The sequence below is a fragment of the Streptomyces sp. JB150 genome, from assembly GCF_011193355.1.
Classification (GTDB): Bacteria; Actinomycetota; Actinomycetes; order Streptomycetales; family Streptomycetaceae; genus Streptomyces.
The window spans coordinates 6,725,265-6,747,727 of record NZ_CP049780.1; the positions used below are offsets into that span (position 1 = coordinate 6,725,265).

Annotated in this window: 17 protein-coding genes; 7 read left to right on the forward strand and 10 right to left on the reverse strand. The window is 74.1% G+C overall.

Annotated features, from left to right (window positions below; all coding sequences use genetic code 11):
• Positions 1 to 4 precede the first annotated feature (4 nt).
• Positions 5 to 589: a cytochrome P450 gene (locus G7Z13_RS30645; protein WP_166003624.1), complete on the reverse strand. Its 585-nt coding sequence runs from the start codon at positions 587 to 589 to the stop codon at positions 5 to 7.
• Between the two features lie 242 nt (positions 590 to 831).
• Positions 832 to 3,435, reverse strand: coding sequence for a CHAT domain-containing protein (locus G7Z13_RS30650; RefSeq protein WP_166003626.1), 2,604 nt, complete (start codon positions 3,433 to 3,435; stop codon positions 832 to 834).
• A 118-nt stretch (positions 3,436 to 3,553) separates the two neighbouring features.
• Here G7Z13_RS30650 and G7Z13_RS30655 point away from each other — a divergent pair, with 118 nt between their 5' ends.
• Genes G7Z13_RS30655 through G7Z13_RS30665 form a run of 3 tightly spaced genes read left to right on the forward strand, consistent with a single transcriptional unit; the run spans position 3,554 to position 6,143 of the window.
• Positions 3,554 to 4,984, forward strand: a complete 1,431-nt coding sequence (locus tag G7Z13_RS30655; RefSeq protein ID WP_166003628.1) for a S8/S53 family peptidase — start codon at positions 3,554 to 3,556, stop codon at positions 4,982 to 4,984.
• Positions 4,981 to 5,619, forward strand: a complete 639-nt coding sequence (locus G7Z13_RS30660) for a sigma-70 family RNA polymerase sigma factor (protein WP_206313174.1) — start codon at positions 4,981 to 4,983, stop codon at positions 5,617 to 5,619. Before G7Z13_RS30655 ends, G7Z13_RS30660 begins: the two co-directional genes overlap by 4 nt.
• Positions 5,620 to 5,624: 5 nt before the next feature.
• Positions 5,625 to 6,143 (forward strand): hypothetical protein, encoded by a 519-nt coding sequence (locus G7Z13_RS30665; protein ID WP_166003632.1) that lies wholly within the window; start codon positions 5,625 to 5,627, stop codon positions 6,141 to 6,143.
• An 18-nt stretch (positions 6,144 to 6,161) separates the two neighbouring features.
• Here G7Z13_RS30665 and G7Z13_RS30670 read toward each other — a convergent pair whose 3' ends face one another.
• The 5 genes from G7Z13_RS30670 to G7Z13_RS30690 form a co-directional block, all read right to left on the reverse strand.
• Positions 6,162 to 6,947 carry an N-formylglutamate amidohydrolase gene (locus G7Z13_RS30670; protein WP_166003634.1) on the reverse strand — a complete coding sequence of 262 codons (786 nt, stop codon included), beginning with the start codon at positions 6,945 to 6,947 and terminating at the stop codon, positions 6,162 to 6,164.
• Between the two features lie 108 nt (positions 6,948 to 7,055).
• Positions 7,056 to 9,275, reverse strand: a complete 2,220-nt coding sequence (locus G7Z13_RS30675) for an NADP-dependent isocitrate dehydrogenase (protein ID WP_166003636.1) — start codon at positions 9,273 to 9,275, stop codon at positions 7,056 to 7,058.
• A 363-nt stretch (positions 9,276 to 9,638) separates the two neighbouring features.
• Positions 9,639 to 10,736 carry a mechanosensitive ion channel family protein gene (locus G7Z13_RS30680; protein ID WP_166003638.1) on the reverse strand — a complete coding sequence of 366 codons (1,098 nt, stop codon included), beginning with the start codon at positions 10,734 to 10,736 and terminating at the stop codon, positions 9,639 to 9,641.
• 800 nt (positions 10,737 to 11,536) lie between these two features.
• Positions 11,537 to 13,054 (reverse strand): amino acid permease, encoded by a 1,518-nt coding sequence (locus G7Z13_RS30685; protein WP_166003640.1) that lies wholly within the window; start codon positions 13,052 to 13,054, stop codon positions 11,537 to 11,539.
• A gap of 32 nt (positions 13,055 to 13,086) precedes the next feature.
• Positions 13,087 to 14,079: a hypothetical protein gene (locus G7Z13_RS30690; protein ID WP_166003642.1), complete on the reverse strand. Its 993-nt coding sequence runs from the start codon at positions 14,077 to 14,079 to the stop codon at positions 13,087 to 13,089.
• 259 nt (positions 14,080 to 14,338) lie between these two features.
• Between G7Z13_RS30690 and G7Z13_RS30695 the strand changes: the two genes are divergently transcribed.
• The 3 genes from G7Z13_RS30695 to G7Z13_RS30705 are packed head-to-tail and all read left to right on the forward strand — an operon-like array spanning position 14,339 to position 18,392.
• Positions 14,339 to 15,778, forward strand: a complete 1,440-nt coding sequence (locus tag G7Z13_RS30695; protein WP_166003644.1) for an FGGY family carbohydrate kinase — start codon at positions 14,339 to 14,341, stop codon at positions 15,776 to 15,778.
• Positions 15,775 to 17,178 carry an FAD-dependent oxidoreductase gene (locus tag G7Z13_RS30700; protein ID WP_166003646.1) on the forward strand — a complete coding sequence of 468 codons (1,404 nt, stop codon included), beginning with the start codon at positions 15,775 to 15,777 and terminating at the stop codon, positions 17,176 to 17,178. The genes G7Z13_RS30695 and G7Z13_RS30700 overlap by 4 nt, the downstream gene beginning before the upstream one ends.
• Positions 17,175 to 18,392, forward strand: a complete 1,218-nt coding sequence (locus tag G7Z13_RS30705; protein ID WP_166003648.1) for an FAD-dependent oxidoreductase — start codon at positions 17,175 to 17,177, stop codon at positions 18,390 to 18,392. The genes G7Z13_RS30700 and G7Z13_RS30705 overlap by 4 nt, the downstream gene beginning before the upstream one ends.
• 127 nt (positions 18,393 to 18,519) lie before the next feature.
• Here the strand turns inward: G7Z13_RS30705 and G7Z13_RS30710 are convergent, their stop codons facing one another.
• Entirely contained in the window at positions 18,520 to 19,728 is a 1,209-nt protein-coding gene (locus G7Z13_RS30710) for an MFS transporter (RefSeq protein WP_166003650.1), read from the reverse strand.
• A 64-nt stretch (positions 19,729 to 19,792) separates the two neighbouring features.
• On the opposite strand from G7Z13_RS30710, the gene G7Z13_RS30715 reads away from it, so the two are divergent.
• Positions 19,793 to 20,221: a MerR family transcriptional regulator gene (locus G7Z13_RS30715; protein WP_166003653.1), complete on the forward strand. Its 429-nt coding sequence runs from the start codon at positions 19,793 to 19,795 to the stop codon at positions 20,219 to 20,221.
• Here the strand turns inward: G7Z13_RS30715 and G7Z13_RS30720 are convergent.
• Positions 20,200 to 21,093, reverse strand: coding sequence for a fumarylacetoacetate (FAA) hydrolase (locus G7Z13_RS30720; RefSeq protein WP_166003655.1), 894 nt, complete (start codon positions 21,091 to 21,093; stop codon positions 20,200 to 20,202). The two genes, G7Z13_RS30715 and G7Z13_RS30720, sit on opposite strands and share 22 nt — an antisense overlap.
• Positions 21,094 to 21,106: 13 nt before the next feature.
• Positions 21,107 to 22,435 carry a pyridoxal phosphate-dependent aminotransferase gene (locus G7Z13_RS30725; protein ID WP_166003657.1) on the reverse strand — a complete coding sequence of 443 codons (1,329 nt, stop codon included), beginning with the start codon at positions 22,433 to 22,435 and terminating at the stop codon, positions 21,107 to 21,109.
• Positions 22,436 to 22,463 lie beyond the last annotated feature (28 nt).

Below are 22,463 nucleotides of genomic sequence, written 5' to 3' on the forward strand. Positions count from 1 at the left end.
CGCGTCACCACCGCACGGGCAGCCGCTCCGGGACGCGCTTCATGAACCCGGTCCGCCACACCAGTTGCTCGACGGGCACGGCCAGGTCCAGCCACGGCGTGCGCTCCAGCAGGACGCGCAGCGCGACCTCGGCGTGCTGCTTGCCGAGCGCGGTCGCGGGCCAGTAGTGGCCGCCGGCGCCGAACGACAGGTAGGTGCCCGCGTTGGGCCGGTCCAGGCGGATCGCGTGCGGGTCGTCGTACTGGGCCGGGTCGTGGTTGGCGGCCTCGACCAGGACCAGGACCAGCTCGCCCCGGCGCACGGTGACGTCACCGAGCCGTACGTCGTCGAGCGCGATCCGCGGCAGCCCGTCGGCGATGGACAGGTTGACGCGCAGCAGCTCGTCGACGGCGGTGGGGACCAGGCCGGGCTCGGCGGCCAGCCGGTCCCGGACCTCCGGGTCGAGCAGCAGCGTCACGCACATCATCGTCAGCGCGCCCATGACCGAGATCACCCCGGCGCCGAACAGGGTCACGCCGACGGTGGCGAACATCCCGCCCGACACGTGCGCATGCTCAGGGGTGCCGCGCAGCCCGGCGAGTTCACCCATCGATGACCCGGCAGTGAGAGGTGTACGGCCGCACGGTGAACATGTGGGTCGCGATGGTCGTCAAGAGGACGATCCCCTTGTCGAGCCACTAGTCCCATGGGGCCCCGTGCCCCAGGTGTGGCGGCTCAGGGGGAGAACTCAGCAAAGCTCCGGGCGTGACGCAGCATGATCGGCAAGTGACTCAGCGATAGATATGGACGGTTGAACTCCGCACGGTTTCGGCCAAAGGGCGCGGCCCGCGGTCACGCCGCCCCGAACGCCGTGAACGCCCACCCCGTCGCCTGGTGCAGCGCGTCCCCCGGCAGGGCGGCACGCGCGTCGCGCAGCGCCTCCGCCAGCGACAGACCCGCCCCGAGGCCCTTGTGCAGGGCCAGCATCAACGGCACCACCGCGGCGTCGTTCACCGGCGCGCTGCTCGCCACCACCCCCGCCGTGCCCAGCGGCAGCAACGCGGTGACCAGACCCAGCAGTTCGTCCGCGCCGACCGACGCCAGCCGGGCGGTGTCACAGCTGGACAGGATGATCCGGTACGGGCTGCGGGCCAGGCGCTCGAAGTCGTGGACGATCAGCGGCCCGTCCGCCATCCGCAGCGACGAGAACATCGGGCTGTCCGCGCGGAACGTGCCGTGCGCGGCGATATGGGCCAGCGCCGCCCCGTCCAGCTCCTGAAGGACACGCGGCACCCGCGCCTCCTCGTCCTCCAGCACCCGCGCCTCGGCGTACCGGTCGGCGACCTCCGGCACCTCCGCGCCACCGGTCGCCAGACCCGGCCCGCGCACCAGCACCTGGCGCCCGCCCGGCGGCGGCTCGGTCTCGCGGGCCCGCAGCCAGCTGCTCGCCGACGGCGACACGCTCACCACCCGCTCCCGCAGCGACGGCAGCAGCGCCCACGGCACCCGGTGCAGCCGCGCGGGCGGCACGATCACCACCGGCCCGGCACCCAGGTGGGCGGCGGCCGGACCGAGCAGCAGCTCCTCCAGCCGCCGGCCCGCCGCCTCCACCACCGGCAGCCGCCCCTCGGCCCCCGGATGGGCCAGCCGCCGCAGCCCGGCCTGCACGTGCTCGGCCTCGACCTCCGCCTCCGCCAGCAGCCCCGCCTCGAACCGCCGCACCCGGCCCCGCCCGCACAGCAGCACCTGCACCCGCCCGTCCAGCACCGCCAGCTCCACCAGCCGCGTCCCGCCCAGCCGGTCCAGCAGCCGGCCCACGTCGAACCGGTGCCCGTCACCCGGCGCGTCGCCCCGCATGTGCAGCGTCCGCGACCGCACCTCCCGCTCCAGCCGCCGCTGCTCACGCTCCAGCGCCGGGATCGGCCGGCCCTCCCAGCGGGCCGCCTCCGCGCGGGCCGCGATCTCACGGAACGCGGTCAGCCCGCTCATCAGCGCCGGATCGGCGGGCGGCCGGGTCGGCGGCGCCGACAGCACCGTCGCCCGCCAGCGCTCGCTCCACTCCAGCAGCCGCCGCGGCCCGCCCTCGTCCAGGCTCACCCGCTGCGCCAGCGCCGCCAGTTCGGCGCCCTGCGCGGTGGCCCGCGCCCGCAGCTCCGACGCGCCCAGTGTCATCCGGTGGTCGTCCAGCACGTCCAGACCGCGCCGGCACGCCTCCAGCACCCCGCGCGCCGAACCCGCCGCCCGTGCCCGCAGCGCCTGCGCCGCCCACCCCGTCATCCGCGCCAGCGGCGGCCCGCCGCGCCGGCTGCGCGCGGCCACCGCCAGATGCCGTTCCGCGTCCGCCGTCCAGCCCAGGGCCAGCGCGATCCGGCCCGCCAGCAGCGACGCCTCCGGCGCGGCCGGCGCCCCGAACGACGCCAGCCGCTCGGCCACCGCGGCGGCGTCCGCGACCAGCCGCCCCGAGCTGCGCCCGGCGGCCACCCGCGCCTCGATCAGCACCAGCCGGGCATGCGCCTCCCACCAGGTGCGCCGCTGCCCCGAGAACAGCCGCACCGCCACCGCCGCGCGAGCGATCGCGGTGTGCGGATCCCCCGCGAGCCGCGCCGCGCGCGCCGCCGCCAGCAGCAGCTCCGCCTTGCGCGTGGACTGCCCGCCCATTCCGTCCAGCACCGCTATCGCCGCGTCCGCCTCCGCCAGCGCCTCCGGCGCCAGCCCCGCCGCCATCAGCACCTCGCAGCGGCGGATGTTCAGCATGAACGTCGGCGTGCCCAGCTTGGCGTACCGCTCCTCCGCCTCGTCCAGCAGCCGCAGCGCCGCCGGGATGTCCCCGGACCGGAACGCCGCCAGCCCCCGGCTCTCCACCGCGTCCGCCTTGTCGTGCTCCTGGCCGGTGGTCTCCCACAGCTTCTCCGCCGCCGTGAAGTCGGCGTCCGCCCGCTCCACCGCGCCCAGCGCCAGATGCACCGTCGCCCGCAGCGTCAGCGCCCGCGCCGTCCAGATCACGTCGTCCGCCTGCCGCAGCACGGGAATCGCCCGTCGCACGTCCTCCAGCGCCTCGCGGTGATGGCCGAGCACCCACCAGACGTACGCCCTGCGGTACCGCACCCGCGCCCGGGTGTGCCCCGTACCGCGCGCCACCCCGCGCTCGAACGCCGCGAGCCCCTGCCGGGTGCGCCCCGCGTGCACCAGTGCGACCCCGAGCGTGCCGAGGACGTCCGCCTCCCGCTCCGCCGAATCCGCGCGCGCCGCCAGATCGCGGGCACGCCGCAGGTGGTGCAGGGCGATCCGCAGATCGCCGAAGTCCCGCTGCCAGATGCCGATCACCTGGTGCGCCACGGATGCGTGCAGCGGTGCCGGGTCGGCGGCGAGCACCTCCCGCGCCCGGTCCAGCGCCTCGTTCGGGGCGGCGAACACCATCGGCAGCAGTTCGAGAACCGAGTCGCTTCCCGCTCTCACCCCACGGATGGTAGTGGCCCCCGTCCTGCGGAACCACGGGTTACCGATTCGTCTCTGTATCAATCAGCGGCAGCACGGCTCTACTTGACGACCGTCGCCTCGAGGGGGAGGACACACCATGGCTCCACACCGATTCCGCGAGCAGTTCGACCAGATCCAGCGCGCGATGCCCGACGTCCCGCTCGCCATGGGACCGGACGACTCCGCCGAGTTCCTGTACGAGAAGGGAGTCGTCCTCGCCCGCGACGGCGAGGAGGCCCAGGTCGTCGAGGACACCGTCCGCACCTTCTTCACCGAGGCGCCCGACCTGACCCCCGACACGGTGCGGCGGGCGGGCCCGCCGCGCAACCGCTCCGGCATCACCCGCATCCAGGTCGGCGACCCCGGCGAGGGCGCGCCCGGCGCGGACCGCGCGGTCGCGAGCGCGTTGCGGGCGCTGCGGCAGACGGAGGGACGCGCGGGCCGCCGGCTGGTCAGCCGCAACCACGTGGTGTCGATCGCGGTCAACGCCTGCCCCGGCGACGAACCCGCGCCCGCCCCGCAGAACGAGCCGCCGAACCCGGCCGCCGCCGAGGGCCGCTACGACCCGGAGACCTCCGTCGGCGTCCTCGTCGTCGACACCGGCCTCATGAGCGACTACCGGGCCTACCCGCTGCTCGCCCACACCCGCGGCGACCTCCAGCTCCGGGAGACCGACGAGGCGGGCGTCCTCCAGCAGTACGTCGGGCACGGCACGTTCATCGCCGGCCTCGTCGCCGCCGTCGCCCCCAACACCGACGTCACCGTACGCAACTCGCTCAACGACGCCGGGGCCGTCCTGGAGTCCGAGTTCGGCGAGCGGCTGTTCGAGGCGGTCGACGCGAGCGGCTGGCCGGACATCATCAGCCTCTCCGCGGGCACCTCCAACGGCCGCACCGACGGACTCCTCGGCGTGCAGGCGTTCATGGAGGAACTGCGCGAGCAGCGCACCCTGCTGGTCGCCTGCGCCGGCAACAACGCCAGCGCCACCCCCTTCTGGCCCGCCGCCTACGCCGACCTGCCCGACTGGGGCGACAGCGTCCTCTCGGTCGGCGCGCTGCGCGGCGACGGCGAGTTCGGCGCCTGCTTCTCCAACCACGGCGCGTGGGTCAAGGTCTACGCCCCCGGCGAGCGGCTCACCAGCGCCCTGACCGGCTGGGGCGCCCCCGTGCCGTACGTCTACCAGCACTCCACCTACGACGCCTGCCGCTACGGCTTCGGCTACGGCTGCACCTGCCAGTTCCCCCGCCACACCGGCCTGCTCAGCGAGGACAGCACCGAGGGCAAGCCGGACCAGGTGATGTTCCAGGGGCTCGCGCAGTGGAGCGGCACCTCGTTCGCCGCCCCCGTGGTCGCCGGACTGGTCGCCGCCCACATGACGGCGCACAAGGAGCGCGACCCGCGCGCCGCCGCCCGCCGGCTCCTCGCGGACAACACCGAGTTCGCGGAGGTGCGCGGGGCGCACGTACCGGCGCTGGTGCCGCCCACCTGGCGCCCCGTCCCGGTCGCCGCGCCGGTCGCCGCCGTATGAGCGCCGGAGCAGTCCCCGCCACGGCGTACGATGACTTGCCGTACACGAGGGGTGGGGCCGTGGACCGTGCAGATGTCGGCGCGCTCGTCCAGTCCGCCGTCGACGGTGACGCGGCGGCCTGGAAGGCGCTCGTGGAAGGGCTGAGCCCCCTGGTGTGGTCCGTGGTGCGCGCGCACCGGCTCTCCGACGCCGACGCCCACGAGGTCTACCAGACGGTCTGGTTCCGCTTCGCCCAGCACCTCGGGCGGATCCGCGAACCGCACAAGGCGGGATCCTGGCTCGCGACCACCGCGCGGAACGAGTCGCTGAAGGTGATCCGCGGCTGGCAGCGGCTGACACCGACCGACGACCCGCAGCTCCTGGACCGGGTCAGCGAGGACCGCACGCCGGAGCAGTCCCTGCTCGACTCCGAGGAGGCGGCCGCGCAGAGCGAGCGGGTCCGGCGGCTGTGGCAGGAGTTCGAGGCACTGGGGGAGCGGTGCCGGCAGCTGCTGCGGGTGCTGATGGCCTCGCCGCCGCCCAGCTATCAGGAGGTGTCCGCCGCTCTGGGCATCGCCGTCGGCAGCATCGGACCCCTGCGCCAGCGCTGTCTGCGCCGGCTGCGCGCCCGACTCGACGCACGGGGAGCATCGTGAACGACATGACCAACGGCGCCGGCGGCGCCGACGACGGCTTCGGCCCCCACGACAGCGGCGACGAGACCGCCCTGGACGACGCGGAGTTCGGCGCCGGGCTGCTGGAGGAGGAGCTGCGGCAGGCCGCCGCGATCCTCGACCCGGTCCCGCCGGAGCTGTGGCGGATCGCGGTGGACGCCTACGCCCTGCACGACCTCGACGCGCGCCTCGCCGAGCTGACCTTCGACTCGCTGGTGGACGCCATCCCGGTGCGCGGCGCCGGGGACGTACCGCGGATGCTGACCTTCCGCACCGGTGAGCTGAGCGTGGACGTCGAGGTGACCGCGCACGGGCTGATCGGGCAGGTGCTGCCGCCGCAGCCCGCCCGCATCGAGGTCCTCGGCGGTCCGCACCCGGCCGTCCCCGACACCCTCACCGCCGACGCCATGGGCCGCTTCACCAGCGATCTGCCGCCCACCGGCCCGTTCGCCCTGCGGCTGCGGACCGGTGGGGAGGTGGTCGTGACGGAGTGGCTGCGGGCCTGACCGCGCGGGGCGGGGGCGTCAGCGCGACACGGCGGAGACCAGCGCGGCGAGCGCCTCCGCCAGCCGCCCCAGCCCCGGCCCCGCCGGGCCGCCCGGCTCGGCCATGTAGGTGTCCCGGCGGATCTCCACCATCAGCGCGGACACCCGCGGGTCCGTCCCGTAGAACTCCAGCGGCACGTACGTCCCGCTGAACGGGCTGTCCAGCCCGGTCTGCTCGCCGAACGCGGCGCGGGCGGCGGCGAGCAGTTGCGGCGGCGTGTGGAAGGCGTCGGTGCCCAGGCACACGGGCGGCCGGGGACCGTCCCCGTGCAGCTCGTACGGCAGCCGCTCGGTGGGGTACGAGTGCACGTCGATGATCACCGCCCGCCCGGTCGCGGCCAGCCGCGCGGCCACGGCCTTGGTCATGGCCCGCGCGTACGGCCGGAAGTAGCGCTCGATCAGAGGCTCGGGGTCGCTGTCCGCGGGCCGCAGCGCCTCCCGGTGCGTGGTCCGCGTGTACACCGCCCCCATGCCCACGGCGAGCATCTCCTCCCGCTCGTCGGGGAACCGCTCCGGATCCACGACCAGCCGCGACAGCCGGTTCACGAACCTCCAGGGCGTGACGGGCGCGAGTTCGGCCGCCTCGGCGGCGATCCGGTCGGTGTGCGCGTCGACGATGTGGTCCAGCTCCCGCCGGAGCGCCTCGTCGTCCAGCACGATGCCGGCGCGGACGTCCGCCGGTATCTCCCGCGAGGAGTGCGGGACATGGAGGATCACCGGGGAGTCGTCGTCGCCGGGCAGCAGGTCGAAGGACGGACGGGACACGGGCGGCTCCGAAGGGCGTGGGACGCGGGAACGGACGAGACGGGTCCGCCCCGGTCGGGCAGTGCGCCGACCGGGGCGGATACGGAAAACCCCTGGACGGGGTGAGCGTCAGCTCAGGGAGGCCAGGGCCTCGTTCCAGGTGGCGGACGGACGCATGACCGCGGCGGCCTTGGCCGGATCGGGCTGGTAGTAGCCGCCGATGTCGACCGGCTTGCCCTGGACGGCGTTCAGCTCGTCGACGATCTTCTGCTCGTTCGCGGCGAGCGTCTCGGCCAGCGGCTGGAAGGCCTTGGCCAGCTCGGCGTCGTCGGTCTGCCTGGCCAGCTCCTGCGCCCAGTACAGGGACAGGTAGAAGTGGCTGCCGCGGTTGTCGATGCCGCCGACGCGACGGGTCGGGGACTTGTCCTCGTTGAGGAAGGTCGCCGTGGCACGGTCGAGGGTGTCGGCGAGGACCTTGGCCTTCGCGTTGCCGGTGGCCGTCGCGTACTGCTCCAGCGACGGGACCAGGGCGAAGAACTCGCCCAGGGAGTCCCAGCGCAGGTAGTTCTCCTTGACCAGCTGCTGGACGTGCTTGGGCGCGGAGCCGCCGGCGCCCGTCTCGAACAGGCCGCCGCCCGCCATCAGCGGGACGACCGACAGCATCTTGGCGCTGGTGCCCAGCTCCAGGATCGGGAAGAGGTCGGTCAGGTAGTCACGCAGCACGTTGCCGGTCACCGAGATGGTGTTCTCGCCGCGGCGGATGCGCTCCACCGACAGCTTGGTGGCCTCGACCGGGCTGAGGATCCGGATGTCCAGGCCCTCGGTGTCGTGCTCCGGCAGGTACTGCTTCACCTTCGCGATCAGGTTCGCGTCGTGGGCGCGGGTCTCGTCCAGCCAGAACACGGCCGGGTCGCCGGTGGCGCGGGCGCGGGTGACGGCCAGCTTGACCCAGTCGCGGATCGCGGCGTCCTTGGTCTGGCAGGCGCGGAAGATGTCGCCCTGCGAGACCGGCTGCTCGATCAGGACGTTGCCGGCCTGGTCGACCAGGCGGACGGTGCCCGCGGCCGGGATCTCGAAGGTCTTGTCGTGGGAGCCGTACTCCTCGGCCTTCTGCGCCATCAGGCCGACGTTCGGCACCGAGCCCATGGTGGCCGGGTCGTAGGCGCCGTTGGCCTTGCAGTCCTCGATGACGGTCTGGTAGACGCCCGCGTAGGAGGAGTCCGGGATGACCGCGATGGTGTCGGCCTCCTGGCCGTCCGGGCCCCACATGTGGCCCGAGGTGCGAATCATGGCCGGCATGGAGGCGTCGACGATGACGTCCGACGGCACGTGCAGGTTGGTGATGCCCTTGTCGGAGTCGACCATCGCCAGGGCCGGGCCCTCGGCCAGCTCGGCGTCGAAGGAGGCCTTGATCTCGGCGCCCTCCGGCAGGGACTCCAGGCCCTTGAAGATGCCGCCGAGGCCGTCGTTCGGGGACAGGCCCGCGGCCGCCAGCGTCGCGCCGTAGCGCTCGAAGGTCTTCGGGAAGAAGGCGCGGACCACGTGGCCGAAGATGATCGGGTCGGAGACCTTCATCATCGTCGCCTTCAGGTGCACGGAGAACAGCACGCCCTCCGCCTTGGCGCGGGCGACCTGGGAGGCCAGGAACTCGCGCAGGTGGGCGACGCGCATCACGGAGGCGTCGACGACCTCACCGGCGACGACCGGTACGGACTCGCGCAGCACGGTGGTCGTGCCGTCCTCGGCGGCCAGCTCGATCCTCAGCGTGCCGTCCTCGGCGATGACGATCGACTTCTCGGTGGAGCGGAAGTCGTTCTGGCCCATGGTGGCCACACCGGTCTTGGAGTCGGCGGACCAGGCGCCCATGCGGTGCGGGTGGGTCTTGGCGTAGTTCTTCACCGAGGCCGGGGCGCGGCGGTCGGAGTTGCCCTCGCGCAGGACCGGGTTCACGGCGGAGCCCTTGACCTTGTCGTAGCGGGCCTTGATCTCCCGCTCCTCGTCGGTCTTCGGGTCGTCCGGGTAGTCCGGCAGCGCGTAGCCCTGGCCCTGGAGCTCGGCGACGGCGGCCTTCAGCTGCGGGATGGACGCCGAGATGTTCGGCAGCTTGATGATGTTGGCCGCGGGCGTCTTGGCCAGCTCGCCCAGCTCGGCGAGGGCGTCCGGGATGCGCTGGTCCTCGGTCAGGTACTCCGGGAACACGGCGATGATGCGGCCGGCCAGCGAGATGTCCCGCGTCTCCACGGCGACACCCGCCTGCGAGGCGTACGCCTTGACCACCGGCAGGAAGGAATACGTCGCCAGGGCCGGGGCCTCGTCAGTGTGCGTATAGATGATGGTCGAGTCAGTCACCGGGTGCTCCGCTCCACGTCTGCAACATTGCTCGACATCAAGATATCTCGTGATCGCCTCCGTCTCGACAGGGGTCCGGCCACGGTTCTCGGCCACATCGCGTGCCCGTGTCCGTCGGTCCCGCCGCGTGCCGGTGTCCGTGGCCGGTCCGTCAGCCGCCCGAGTGGGAGTGGGGCGGGCGGGGCGCGCCGGTCAGGTCATGCGGTGGGTGTCGGGATACCGGGCGGCCTCCGCGCCGAGCAGGGCGCCGGCCGGCCCGAGTGACTACGGCGGGTGACCGCAGAGGCGGGCTCAGCGGTGCGACGCACAGTGCGCCGCACCGCTTTCACCTCTCCGGTTCCGCCCGTCCCCGCGCGCCCGCCCTCACTCGACCCCCGCGGCCGGGGCCTCGGCCGGCTCGCTTTCCGTGCTGCGCTGGTGCGGGATCACCGGCGCTCCCGGGCGCAGGGTGACCGTGCGGGCCGGGGCCGGGATGCTGATGCCCTCCGCGCGGTAGCGGCGGTGCAGGCGCTTGATGAACTCGTGCTTGATCCGGTACTGGTCGCTGAACTCGCCGACGCCGAGGATCACCGTGAAACCGATCCGCGAGTCGCCGAAGGTGTGGAAGCGGACGGCGGGCTCGTGGTCCGGGACGGCGCCCGTGACCTCGGTCATCACCTCGGTGACCACCTCGCAGGTCACCCGCTCCACGTGCTCCAGGTCGCTGTCGTAGCCGACCCCGGCCTGGACCATGATGGTCAGCTCCTGCTCGGGCCGGTTGTAGTTGGTCATGTTCGTCCCCGCGAGCTGCCCGTTGGGGATGATGACCAGGTTGTTGGAGAGGTTGCGGATGGTGGTCTGCCGCCAGTTGATGTCGGTGACGTAACCCTCCTCGCCGCTGCTCAGCCGGATGTAGTCGCCCGGCTGCACGGTCTTCGACGCGAGGATGTGGATGCCCGCGAAGAGGTTGGCGAGGGTGTCCTGGAGGGCCAGCGCGACCGCCAGACCACCCACGCCGAGCGCGGTGAGCATCGGGGCTATGGAGATGCCCAGGGTCTGGAGCACCACCAGGAAGCCGAGCGCCAGCACCATCACGCGGGTGATGTTCACGAAGATCGTGGCCGACGCGGCGACGCCCGAGCGGGACTGGGCCACCGACCGGACCAGATCGGCCACGACCCGCGCCGCCGCCAGCGTCACCACGAAGATCAGCAGCACCGTGAGGGCCTGGTTGGTGTGGTGCTGCACCGTCCGGGTCAGCGGCAGCACCGCCGCCGCGGCCGCCGCGCCGCCGACGACCGCCGCCCACGGCACCACCGTGCGCAGCGCGTCCACGATGACGTCGTCGCCGCTCCAGCGGGTGCGGTCGGCCTGCTTGCCCAGCCAGCGCAGCAGCAGCCGCAGCGCGAACGCCGCCAGCAGGCCCGCGGCCAGCGCGATGCCGGCGAGCATGAAGTCGTCCAGGGTCAGCGCGCGGGTCATCGGTCACCTCCGGAGGGACGATCCGCGGCAAACGGGGCCGCCGACGGCCGGATGTGAAGTGTCGTCACGTTGTCACCTGCTCGAATTCCGGGATGTGCGAGCGCTCATCCTGCCGTACCCGGCACGCGTGTTCGCACCGGGGAGGTGAAGTCCCGGCCGCTGCCGGACGGGGGCGGTGGAGTGCCGCCGACGCGTTCCCGGTCGCCGGTCCGGCGTCGCACACGCGGAGTCGGACGAGCGCCCGCGGCGCGGGCGCTCAGCGCCACGACGCGCGGCGACCTGGCGCCGGCGCCGGCCGCGCCTTCGGGAACGACCCCCGTACACCGCTGCGACGATCGCCGCCGCCGGCGGACGGATCGCATGGCGCGGCGCGTGGCGCTCCCGTGAAACCTGAAGGGCGGGGCGGAGGGACCTGCGCGGCGAGGCCCGGCGGCCTTCCTGCCCTGGTGGGCCGGATCGCCGCGTCTCGGGGTCCATGGGTTTGGGCCGTCTTGGGGGTCGTGGGTCTCGGCCGGCTGGAAGTCCGCCACGCCCGGCGGTGAGGCACCGTGCCGGGGGAGCGGGGCACCGGCCTGCCGGACGCCGGCCTGCCGGACACCGCCCCCTGCCGGATCGACCCGGGGGCCGGACCCGGAAAGTTCCGCCCGACACCGCGGCACCGGCCGATACCGCAGCACCGGCCGGCACCGCGGCACCGCGGCACCGCGGCACCGCGGCACCGGCGGGCGCCGCAGCGGGGCCAGGTCCGGCAGGCGCCGCGGCGCGGGCAGGTGCCGCGGGCGCCGTGGCGCGAGTACGGCTCAGACGATGCCCTCGGCCAGCTCCGCCTGTTCGTGGTCGGTGCCGTACGCGGCGGTCGTCGGGGTGCCGTACGAGCGGCGGGCGACGAACCACCACACGGTGGCCAGGACGAGGACGACGGCGAGCGCGACGGACGCGTAGTTCATCGTGTCGACCGTCACCGGCGAGGACTGCGGCAGACAGAACAGCACGGTCACGAACGCCACCCACACCACCGCGATCCAGCCGATCGGCCTGCTCCAGCGGCCCAGGTGCCAGGGGCCCGGCGTGAAGCGGTCACCGGCGCGCAGCCGCAGGTAGACGGGGATGGCGTACGCGGGGGTGATGCCGATGACGTTGATCGCGGTGACCGCGCCGTACGCCGTCGCCGAGTACAGGGACGGCAGGGCCAGGACGCAGGCCACCGCCACCGACAGCCAGACGGCGGCGACCGGGGTCTGGGTGCGCACGCTCACCTTGCGCCACAGCTGCGAGCCGGGCAGCGCCCGGTCCCGGCTGAACGCGAACACCATCCGGCTCGCCGCGGCGACCTCGGCGTTGCCGCAGAACAGCTGGGCCACGATGACCACCAGCAGCAGCGCGCTCGCGCCGTCGGTGCCGAGCCCGTCGAGCAGGATCTGCGCGGGCGGCACCCCGGTCTCGCTGGCGCGCGTCGCGTCGTAGTCCCGGATGGCGAAGGTCAGACCGGCGAGCAGTACGAAACCGGCGACCCACGACACCCAGATGGCGCGCACGATGCCGCGTGCCGCCGCCACCGAGGCGCCCGCGGTCTCCTCGGACAGGTGCGCGGAGGCGTCGTAGCCGGAGAACGTGTACTGGGCGAGCAGCAGGCCGATCGCGGCGACGTACAGCGGGTTGGACCAGCCGGTGTCGTTGACGAACTCGGTGAAGACGAAGGACGGCGACTGGTGGTGGTCGGGGACGATCGCCAGCGCGCCGACGATCAGCGCGACACCGCCGAGGTGCCACCACACGCTGATGGAGTTGAGCACGCTGACCAGGCGCACGCCGAACAGGTTCAGCACGGCGTGCAGCAGCAGGATGACGACGAAGATCAGCATCGTCTTCTCCGGTGTCGGCTGGAACCCCCACTGCAGGTTCAGGAACGCCCCGGTGAACAGGGCCGCGCCGTAGTCGATGCCGGCGATGGCGCCGAGCAGGCCGAGCAGGTTCAGCCAGCCCGTGTACCAGCCCCAGCGCCGCCCGCCGAGCCGGTCGGCCATGTAGTACAGCGCGCCGGAGGTGGGGTACGCGCTGGTGACCTCCGCCAGCGCGAGCCCCACGCACAGCACGAACAGGCCCACGCCGGCCCAGCCCCACAGCATCACCGCGGGGCCGCCCGCGCCCATGCCGAAGCCGTACAGCGTCATGCAGCCGGACAGGATCGAAATCACCGAGAAGCTGATCGCGAAGTTGCCGAAGCCGCCCATCCGGCGGGCGAGCACCGGCCGGTAGCCCAGTTCGCGCAGGCGTTGCTCCTCGTCCGGGAGCGGGGCGCCTTGGGGGGTGCGGGGCATGCGGGACCTCCTGGGAGACGGAACGGGGGACGTCAGGGGTGGCGGTGCGCTCCGGACCTGCTGCGGGTGCGGGCCAGCAGGAACACCTCCATGGCCTGGGCGTGGTCGCCCGGCGTGGCGGTGCGGTGCGCCCAGGGCAGCGGTGTCCAGTACGGGCCGAGCGCGTCGAACACCCGGTCCGCCTCGGTGAACTGGAGCGCGCCCCACAGGGCGTGGGCGAGGTGGTTCAGGTCGAGCGGAGCGCGCTCGGCGGCCGTGGTGTGCTCGAACCAGCCGTGGAACGCGCGCCGGGCCTCCCGGCAGGCGTCCTCGGCGACCCAGTGCAGATCGAGCGCGGCCTCACGTCCGCCGCCGCGCCGGTAGCGCTCCACCCGGACGTACAGCGGCAGCAGATGCAGCGGCGAGCCCGGCGGCGCCGCGTCGGCCGCCCAGTGCGCGAAACCGACCGCCTCGGCCAGCCGCCCGGACGCCGAACGGCCGTACAGGAACTGGAGCATGCGGTGGTAGGCCTCGCGGTTGTACGGGTCGCGCTTGTCGGCCTCGGCGAGCAGACCCCAGGGCCCCGGCGGAAGCATCGGCTCCGGGGGCGCCACGCGGTGTTCCGTCCAGCGCTGGTCCTCGTCCAGCCGGGCCAGCGCCAGCAGGCACACCCAGGGCACCGGGTCGTTGGGCGCGGCACGCGTGAGCGCGTCGCACGCCCGCCACGCCTCGTGCCACAACTCCACGGTCCTCCCGTGCCGTTCGCGGTGCGCGCGCAGGGCACGCTCGACGGCCACCCGGGCGTGCATCAGGGCGGCCGGCCCGCTGTGCGGCTCCTCGGCGAGCCAGGCCCGCACCACGTCGGTGCCGGCCGCGGCGGCGGCGAGCACCTGGGTGCGCTGCGTCCACTGCCCCCACGAGGCGGTGTCGGCGAGCAGGGCGCGCATCGACATCCAGCGCCCGGCGCGCAGCTCCTGGAGGGCGGCGCGCAGCGCGGTGTCGGGTCCGGCGGGATCGTAGGCGGGGCGTGCTCCGTCTTTGGCCATCACCCTCCCGCCCCGGTCAACGGGCGGGACATGACGGCAGGGTGGTGTGACAACAGCCCTCCCCCGAGCGGCGGTTGAGGAGATCGTGTTCGGTCGGCCGTCACTATAGAGGCGTGTGATCCGGACGAGTCGTCTGTTTCGCCATCCGGGAAACCCACCGTGCCCGTCACGGGGTTGACAGCGGGTCAGCGGCGCTTGACGCCGTGTGGCCGTCGACGGCAGGCTGTCCGTCCGTGATCACCACGGCCCGGGAGGCGCGATGACAGGACCGGTACTCGCCGTCGACCAGGGCACTTCCGGCACCAAGGCGCTGGTGATCTGCCCCGAGCGCGGCGTCCTCGGCACCGGCTTCACGCCCGTGCGCCCCCGCTTCCTGCCCGGCGGCCTGGTCGAAGTGGACCCCGCCGAGCTGTACGACTCGGTGGTCGACGCCGGACGCCGGGCGCTCGCCGAGGCCGGCGAACCGGTCACCGCCCTCGGGCTCGCCAACCAGGGCGAGACCGTCCTGGCCTGGGACCCGGCCACCGGCCGCCCGCTCACCGACGCCCTCGTCTGGCAGGACCGCCGCGCCGAGACCGTCTGCGCGGAACTCGCCGACCACGCCGATGAGTTACGCGAACTGACCGGTCTGCCGCTGGACCCGTACTTCGCCGCACCGAAAATGGCCTGGATTCGACGGAACGTGACCACCGAGGGGGTGGTGACGACCAGCGACGCCTGGCTGGTCCACCGGCTCACCGGCGCCCTGGTCACCGACACCGCCACCGCCGGCCGCACCCAGCTCCTCGACCTCGACCGCGCGGTCTGGTCACCGCGCGCGCTGGACCTGTACGGCCTCTCCGGCGAACGGCTCCCCGAGGTCGTCGACACCGCCGGCCCCGTCGGCACCACCACCGCCTTCGGCCCCGGGATCCCCCTCACCGGCCTCGTCGTCGACCAGCAGGCCGCCCTGCTCGCCCAGCGCGTCACCGCCCCCGGCGGCGCCAAGTGCACCTACGGCACCGGCGCCTTCCTCCTCGCCCACACCGGCGACCGCCCGCGCCGCGGCCCCTCCGGACTGGTCAGCTGTGTCGCCTGGCGGCTCGCCGGACACACCAGCTACTGCCTCGACGGCCAGGTCTACACCGCCGCCTCCGCCGTCCGCTGGCTCACCGGCCTCGGCGTCATCAAGGGCCCCGCCGACCTCGACACCGTCGGCGCGACCGTGCCCGACAGCGGCGGCGTCACCTTCGTCCCCGCCCTCGCCGGGCTCGCCGCCCCCTGGTGGCGCGGCGACCTGCGCGGCTCGCTCACCGGACTCGGCCTCGACACCGGCCCCGGACACCTCGTGCGCGCCCTGTGCGAGGGCCTGGCCGCCCAGGTCGCCGAACTCGCCGACGCCGCCGCCGACGACCTCGGCACCCCGCTCGGCACCCTGCGCGTCGACGGCGGCCTCACCCGCTCCGCCCTCCTCATGCAGACCCAGGCCGACCTCCTGCAACGCCCCGTCGAGGTGTCCGCCCTGCCCGACGCCACCGCCCTCGGCGCGGGCGCCCTGGCCCGCCTCGGCGCCACGCCCGGCCTCACCCTCGCGGACGCCCTGCCCGACGGGAAACCGTCCGCCGTCTACGAGCCCCGCGTCACCCCGGACGAGGCGGCCGAACGCCGGGCGGCATTCCGCACGGCGGTCGCCGCGCTGCTGGACGGGGAGCCGGCGTGACGGTCACCTTCGAAGGACCCCTGCCCGGCGAACCGTACGACGTGGCCGTGGTCGGCGCGGGAGTGGTCGGCGCCGCGATCGCCCGCGCGCTCGCCCGCCACCCCCGGCTGCGGGTGGCGCTGGTCGAGGCGCAGGACGACGTCGGCCAGGGCACCTCCAAGGCCAACACCGCCATCCTGCACACCGGTTTCGACGCCGTGCCCGGCTCCCTGGAGGCCCGGCTGGTCCGCGAGGGCGCCCGGCTGCTCGCCGCGTACGCCGCCGAGTCCGGCATCCCCGTCGAACGGGTCGGCGCCCTCCTCGTCGCCTGGGACGAGGACCAGCTCGCCGCCCTGCCCCGGCTCGCCGCGAAAGCCGCCGCGAACGACTGCCACGACACCCGCCTCCTCGACGCCGCCGAACTGTACGCCCGCGAACCGCACCTCGGACCCGGCGCGCTCGGCGCCCTGCACATCCCCGGCGAGAGCGTCATCTGCCCCTGGACGACCCCCCTCGCCTACGCCACCCAGGCCGTCCGCCACGGCGTCCACCTGCACCTGAACTGCCGGGTCGAACAGGCCGGCCGACGGGACGGCCGGCACGAGCTGACCACCACCCGCGGCACCCTGCGCGCCCGCCGCCTCGTCAACGCCGCCGGACTGCACGCCGACACCCTCGACCGCCTGCTCGGCCACGACGACTTCACCGTCACCCCGCGCCGCGGCCAGCTCCTCGTCTACGACAAGTTCGCCCGCCCCCTCGTCCGGCACATCCTGCTGCCCGTCCCCACCGCGCTCGGCAAGGGCGTCCTGGTCGCCCCCACCGTCCACGGCAACGTCCTGCTCGGCCCCACCGCCGAGGACCTGGACGACAGGCACGCCACCGGCTCCACCGCCGACGGCCTGCGCACCCTGCGCGCCCAGGGCCGCCGTATCCTGCCCGCCCTGCTCGACGAGGAGGTCACCGCCGTCTACGCCGGACTGCGCGCCGCCACCGAGCACGACGACTACCAGGTCCGCGCCCACCCCGGACAGGGATACGTCACCGTCGGCGGCATCCGCTCCACCGGACTCACCTCCTCCCTCGCCCTCGCCGACCACGTCCTCGGCCTGCTCACCGAGACCGGACTCGACCCCGGCCCCGCCCGCGACCTCGAACCGGTGCGCATGCCCAACCTCGGCGAGGCCTTCCCCCGCCCCTACCAGCGGCCCGACCTCATCGCCGCCGACCCCCGCTACGGCACCCTCGTCTGCCACTGCGAACGCGTCACCCTCGGCGAGATCCACGACGCCCTCACCTCCACCCTCCCGCCGCGCTCCCTCGACGGGCTGCGCCGCCGCACCCGCGCCCGCGCGGGCCGCTGCCAGGGCTTCCACTGCGGGGCCGCCGTCCGCGCGCTGTTCGAACAGGCCCGCCCATGACGGCCGTACGACACGTCGACGTGCTCGTCGTCGGCGCCGGACCCGCCGGACTCACCGCCGCCGCGGCCCTGGCCGCGCGCGGCGTCGGCCGGGTGGAGGTGCTGGAACGGCAGCGGACGCCCGGAGGAATGCCCCGCAGCTGCGCGCACGGCGGCTTCGGCACCTGGCACCGCCCGCTCACCGGCCCGCGCTACGCCCGCGGCCTGGTGGAGGCCGCCGCCCGCGCGGGGGCGGTCCTGCGCACCGGCGTGACCGCCCTCGACTGGACGGGCCCGCTCGACCTGGCCACGGTCGGCCCCGAGGGGCATCGGACGATCCGCGCGCGGGCCGTCGTGCTGGCCACCGGCGCCCGCGAACGCCCCCGCACGGCCCGGCTCGTGCCCGGCACCCGCCCCGCCGGCGTCTACACCACCGGCGAACTCCAGCAGGCCGTCCACCTCTACGGGCAGCCGGTCGGCACCCGCGCGGTGATCGTCGGCGTGGAGGACGTCTCGTACGCCGCCGCCGGCACCCTGCGCCGCGCCGGCACCGCGGTCGTCGCCCTGGTCACCGACCTGCCCGGCCACCGCACCGCACCCGCGCGGGCCCTCGACACCCGGCTGCGCCGCGGCGTCCCGCTGCTCACCGGCACCACCGTCACCGAACTCCTCGGCCACGGCCGCCTGTCGGGCGTCCGCGTCCGCCACCACGACGGCCGTACGGCCGTCCTGCCCTGCGACACCGTCGTGTTCACCGGCGACTTCGTCCCCGACCACGAACTGGCCCGGCGCGGCGCCCTCACCCTCGACCCCCGCACCCGCGGCCCCGCCGTCGACGGCGCCCTGCGCACCTCCCGCCCCGGCGTGTTCGCCGCCGGCAACGTGCTGCACGCGGTGGAACGGGCGGCGACGGCGGCCAGGGAAGGGACGTACGTGGCCGCATCGGTGGCCGCGTCGCTCGCCGGAGGCGACTGGCCCGCCGGGGTGCCGCTGACCGTGGATCCGCCGCTGCGCTGGATCACCCCCGGCCGCGTCACCCCGGCCGACGCCCTGCCGTACACCCTGCGCACGGCGGCCCGTCTGACCCGCCCGCTCGTCGAGGTCGGCCAGGACGGCCGTGTCCTGCACCGGGAGCGGGTGCACGGCGCCGCCGCCGGACGGTCCCTGACGCTGACCGCCCGCTGGACCGTCCGGGTCGACCCGGACGGCGGGCCGGTGCGGGTGAGGGTCGTCTGACCCTCCGCGCGAAGGCCCGCAACCGGGTACCCGATCACGCCTCCGGGCACGGACGCGCGGGAACGCGGAACCGGTCCGGCACGCGGGGGACGTCGTGCCGGACCGGGGTTTCGCGGGGGCCGTGCGGTCAGGAGCCGCGCTTGGCCGGGAAGGCGTGGGCGCGGGCGCCCACGACCACGAGCAGGACCGGGACCAGGAGGATCACGACGCTCCACGGGAAGGACGTGGGGCCGAGGGCGTCGAGGAGGACACCGCCGGCCACACCTCCGGCGGCCATGAAGCTGTTCCAGATCGTCACCAGCAGGGCCTGGCCGCGGTCGCCGCCGGCGTCGGTGACGGCCGTCTGCAGCAGGGTGGCCAGACCGCCCCAGCCGAGACCCCACAGGACCATGGCGCCGTAGACCGCGAACGAGCTGTCGGCGAGCAGGGCCAGCAGGACCGACGCCACCAGGAACAGCACGGCGCTGGCGATGGTCAGCTGGCGCAGCTTGCGGTCGATCAGGGCGCCGGTGATGAAGATGCTGACCATGGAGGCGATGCCGAACACCAGCAGCACGGTGTCGCGGTCGCCGCCCATGTCGTACTCGTCGAGGAAGGTGGCGATGTAGGTGTAGAAGGTGTTGTGGGCCAGGACGTACGCGGCGACCACGAACAGGATCGCGGCGACGCCGGGGAGGCGGAAGGCCTGGAGGATCGGTTCACGGTGGCCGGGCTTCTGGCCGGGGTGGTCCGGGACCGACGCGAGGATCCACACCACCAGCAGCAGCGAGACCAGCGCGATCAGACCGAACGTCAGCCGCCAGCCGAACAGCGAACCGAGGAAGGTGCCCGCCGGGATGCCCAGCGACAGGGCGAGCGGAATACCGAACATGGCGATCGCGATCGCCCGGCCCGCCAGGTGAGGCGGCGCCAGCCGACGGGCGTAGATGACGAGTTCGCCCCACACCGCGGCCGCGGCGACACCGGCGATCAGCCGGAACGTCATCGTGAGGGCGTAGTTGGAGGAGACGGCCGTCACCAGGTTGGCGACGACGAACGCCAGCACGGACACCACCATCAGCCGCTTGCGCTGCCAGGTCGCGGTCGCCGCGGCCAGCGGGACGGCGGCCACACCGGTGGCGATCGCGTAGACGGTCAGTGTCTGCCCCGCAGCGGACTCACTGACCGAGAGGTCGCGGGCCATCTCGGGCAGCACACCCGCGGGCAGCGCCTCGGTCAGGACCATCATGAAGGCCGCGGTGGCGAGCGCGAGCAGGGGGGAGAGGGGGAGCTTGCGGTCTTCCGCTGCCGGAACTGACTCCTCCGGCAGGTGAGTCGGGGACGTAGACGTTGACATGCTTGTATCCTCAAAGGGTCACATTGATGTGAAGGTCAAGGCGCTGAGTTGTGAGGTGGGTCATATGCGGATCGGGGAGCTGGCGGACCGTACCGGAACGCCCCGCAGACTGCTGCGTTACTACGAGGAGCAGGGGCTGATCGTCCCCAGCCGCTCGCCGAACGGCTACCGCGACTACCACGAGGGTTACGTGGACCGGGTGTTGCAGATCCGGGGCCTGCTCGACTCCGGGCTGCCGACCCGCGTCATCAAGCAGCTGCTGCCGTGCCTGCACAGCAAGCCCCGGGCGATCCACATCACCGATCCCACCCCGGAGACGATCGCCACGCTGGAGCGTGAACTCGAGCGCATCTCCGAGCGGATCCAGTGCCTGGTCCGCAGCCGGGACGCCATCGCCGACTACCTCGAGACCACCCGCCGTTCCCAGCAGCCGGCCGCCGTGGCGGCGGCCGGCTCCGGCGCGGCCCCGCGTTACGAGACCGCGGGCGTCTGAACGTACTGCACGGCGTTGTCGAGCACGATGCCGTGGCTCTTGACGTCGATGACGATGCGGTCGCCGTCGGCGATGCGGAACCCGTCGTGGTAGCTGGCCTTGTCCGCGCCCAGCAGCACGTAGTTGACCATCTCGGGCCGCCGCACCGCCGGGAAGGTGAACAGGTGGTCCATCATCTCCCGGACCGTGAAGTAGAGGGCGTCCTCACCGCAGTCGAACGGGCCCTCCCACGCGGTGACGCCGTCGCGCTCGATGGTGACCCGGCCGGTCACCGACGCCGGCGGCGCGCCGAGGAACAGCCACGGCGCGATCGAGGTGTCGCACAGCTTGCAGTACGGGTTCCAGCCCGGGTTCTCGATGTGCAGGCCGATGTCGCACAGGTCGTTGGCGATGGTGTAGCCCGCGTAGTGCGGGGTGCCGTCGGCGTCGTTGACGTAGACGAGCGCGACCTCCGGCTCCTCGATCAGGGCGCGGACGTTCTGCGGGACGACCAGCGGGTCGCCGGGCATGCGCAGCCAGGAGCCGAAGCCCTTGAAGAACCAGTTCGGCGGGACGAACTCCTCGCCCTCGGTCGGCTCTCCCTCGAACTTCGACTTGTGGGTGCGCATGAAGCCGCTCAGCAGGGCGTTGCCGGTGGCCTGGGGCAGCAGCGGCGGCAGGTAGCGCAGCTCCTCCTCGCCGCCCTCCACCGTGACCGACTCGGCGTCGGCCGTGATGGCGTCGACGACCTGCTCGGGCCGCTCGGCGGCGATGAACTCGGCCTGGAGACGGCCGTCGGAGACCTTGTACAGCGTCACGGGCCGGCCGGGCTCGGGCTTCTCGAAGCCCACCCACCGGGCGTCCTGGTACTCGCATTCGAAGAGGATGGTCATGGCTGGGGCCCTCCTAGGCCCGTGATCGGGGTCGGTCCGACGCGACCGGGGCATCGGACGGGTGGACGTCGGTCGGGTGGACGAGGTCGGTCAGGACGTCGTGGATGCGGTCGACGGCCGCGCGGATCCAGGGCAGTCCGAGCGGGTCGGCGGTGGCGAGCGCGGCGGCGCGCTGCTCGTCGGTGTCGCCGTACAGGCGGCTGGTGGCCGCCCGCAGCCGCAGCGGCTCCGGCGACTCGCCGAAGGCGGAGGCGGGCAGCACGCCCACGCCGTACCGGTCGGTGAACAGCCGGGCCAGCTCGTCCCCGGTGCGCACGCCGTGCGCGAGGGCGAGCCGGTCCCGCAGCGGCTCGAAGTCCGGGTACAGGTAGCAGGTGGCCACCACCGGGGCCAGCAGGGCGCCGGACGCGGTGAACCGCTCCGCGACCGCCCGGGCGACCGTGGCGTGCAGCCGCCGCGCGGCGACCACATAGGCGGTGATCTCCGGCGGCTCGGCGAAGGCGCGGGCCGCCGCCGCCTGGATGGGCGCGGGCGGGCTGGACCAGATCTGGCTGGCGACGGCCACCAGCCGGGTGCGCAGCTCCCGCCCGGCCAGGCTGTCGGGCAGCCGGGCGACACCGGTGCGCCAGCCGCCCACGGCCAGGTTCTTGGTCAGCCCGGTCGTCACCACCGTCCGCTCGGGGGCGAACACCGCCGGGGAGACCACGGGCGTGGCCGGGTCGAAGACGAGGTCGCAGTAGATCTCGTCGGAGATGACGAAGAGATCCAGCTCACGGGCGACCTCGCCGAGCCGCCGGACCGTGTCGGGCGAGGCGACGGTGCCGGTGGGGTTGTCCGGCACCGTCACCACGACCGCCCGCGGGTCGCGCCCCGCGGCCCGCGCCGCGCCGACGGCCTGCCGCAGCCGGTCCGGATCGGGCACCCCGCCCTGCCCGGGCAGGACCGGCACGTCGATGGCCCGCGCACCGACGAGCCGCGCCTGCGCGGCGTAACTGACCCAGCTGGGCCGGGGGATGACGACGTCCCCGCCGACCGCCATGAGCAGGGCGAACAGCAGCGGCTTGCTGCCCGGCCCGGCGACCACCAGCTCCGGGTCGGCCGCGAGGCCGCGCCGCTGCCAGTAGCCGGCCGCCGCCTCGCGCAGCGGCGCACCGCCGGCCACGGAGCCGTAGGCCCCCTCGTGCGCGGCCTCGGCGAGCCAGACCCGCATCCCCTCGGGGACGGGCAGGCCGATCTCGCCGCTGGCCATGGACAGGACCTGTTCGCCGGCTTGGCGTCTGCGGGCGAGGGCTTCGTCGGCGGCGAGCGTCGCCGACGCGGTCACCTGTGCGGGAACGGGCATGGGGGGCTCCACGGGTCGCAGGGTGGTG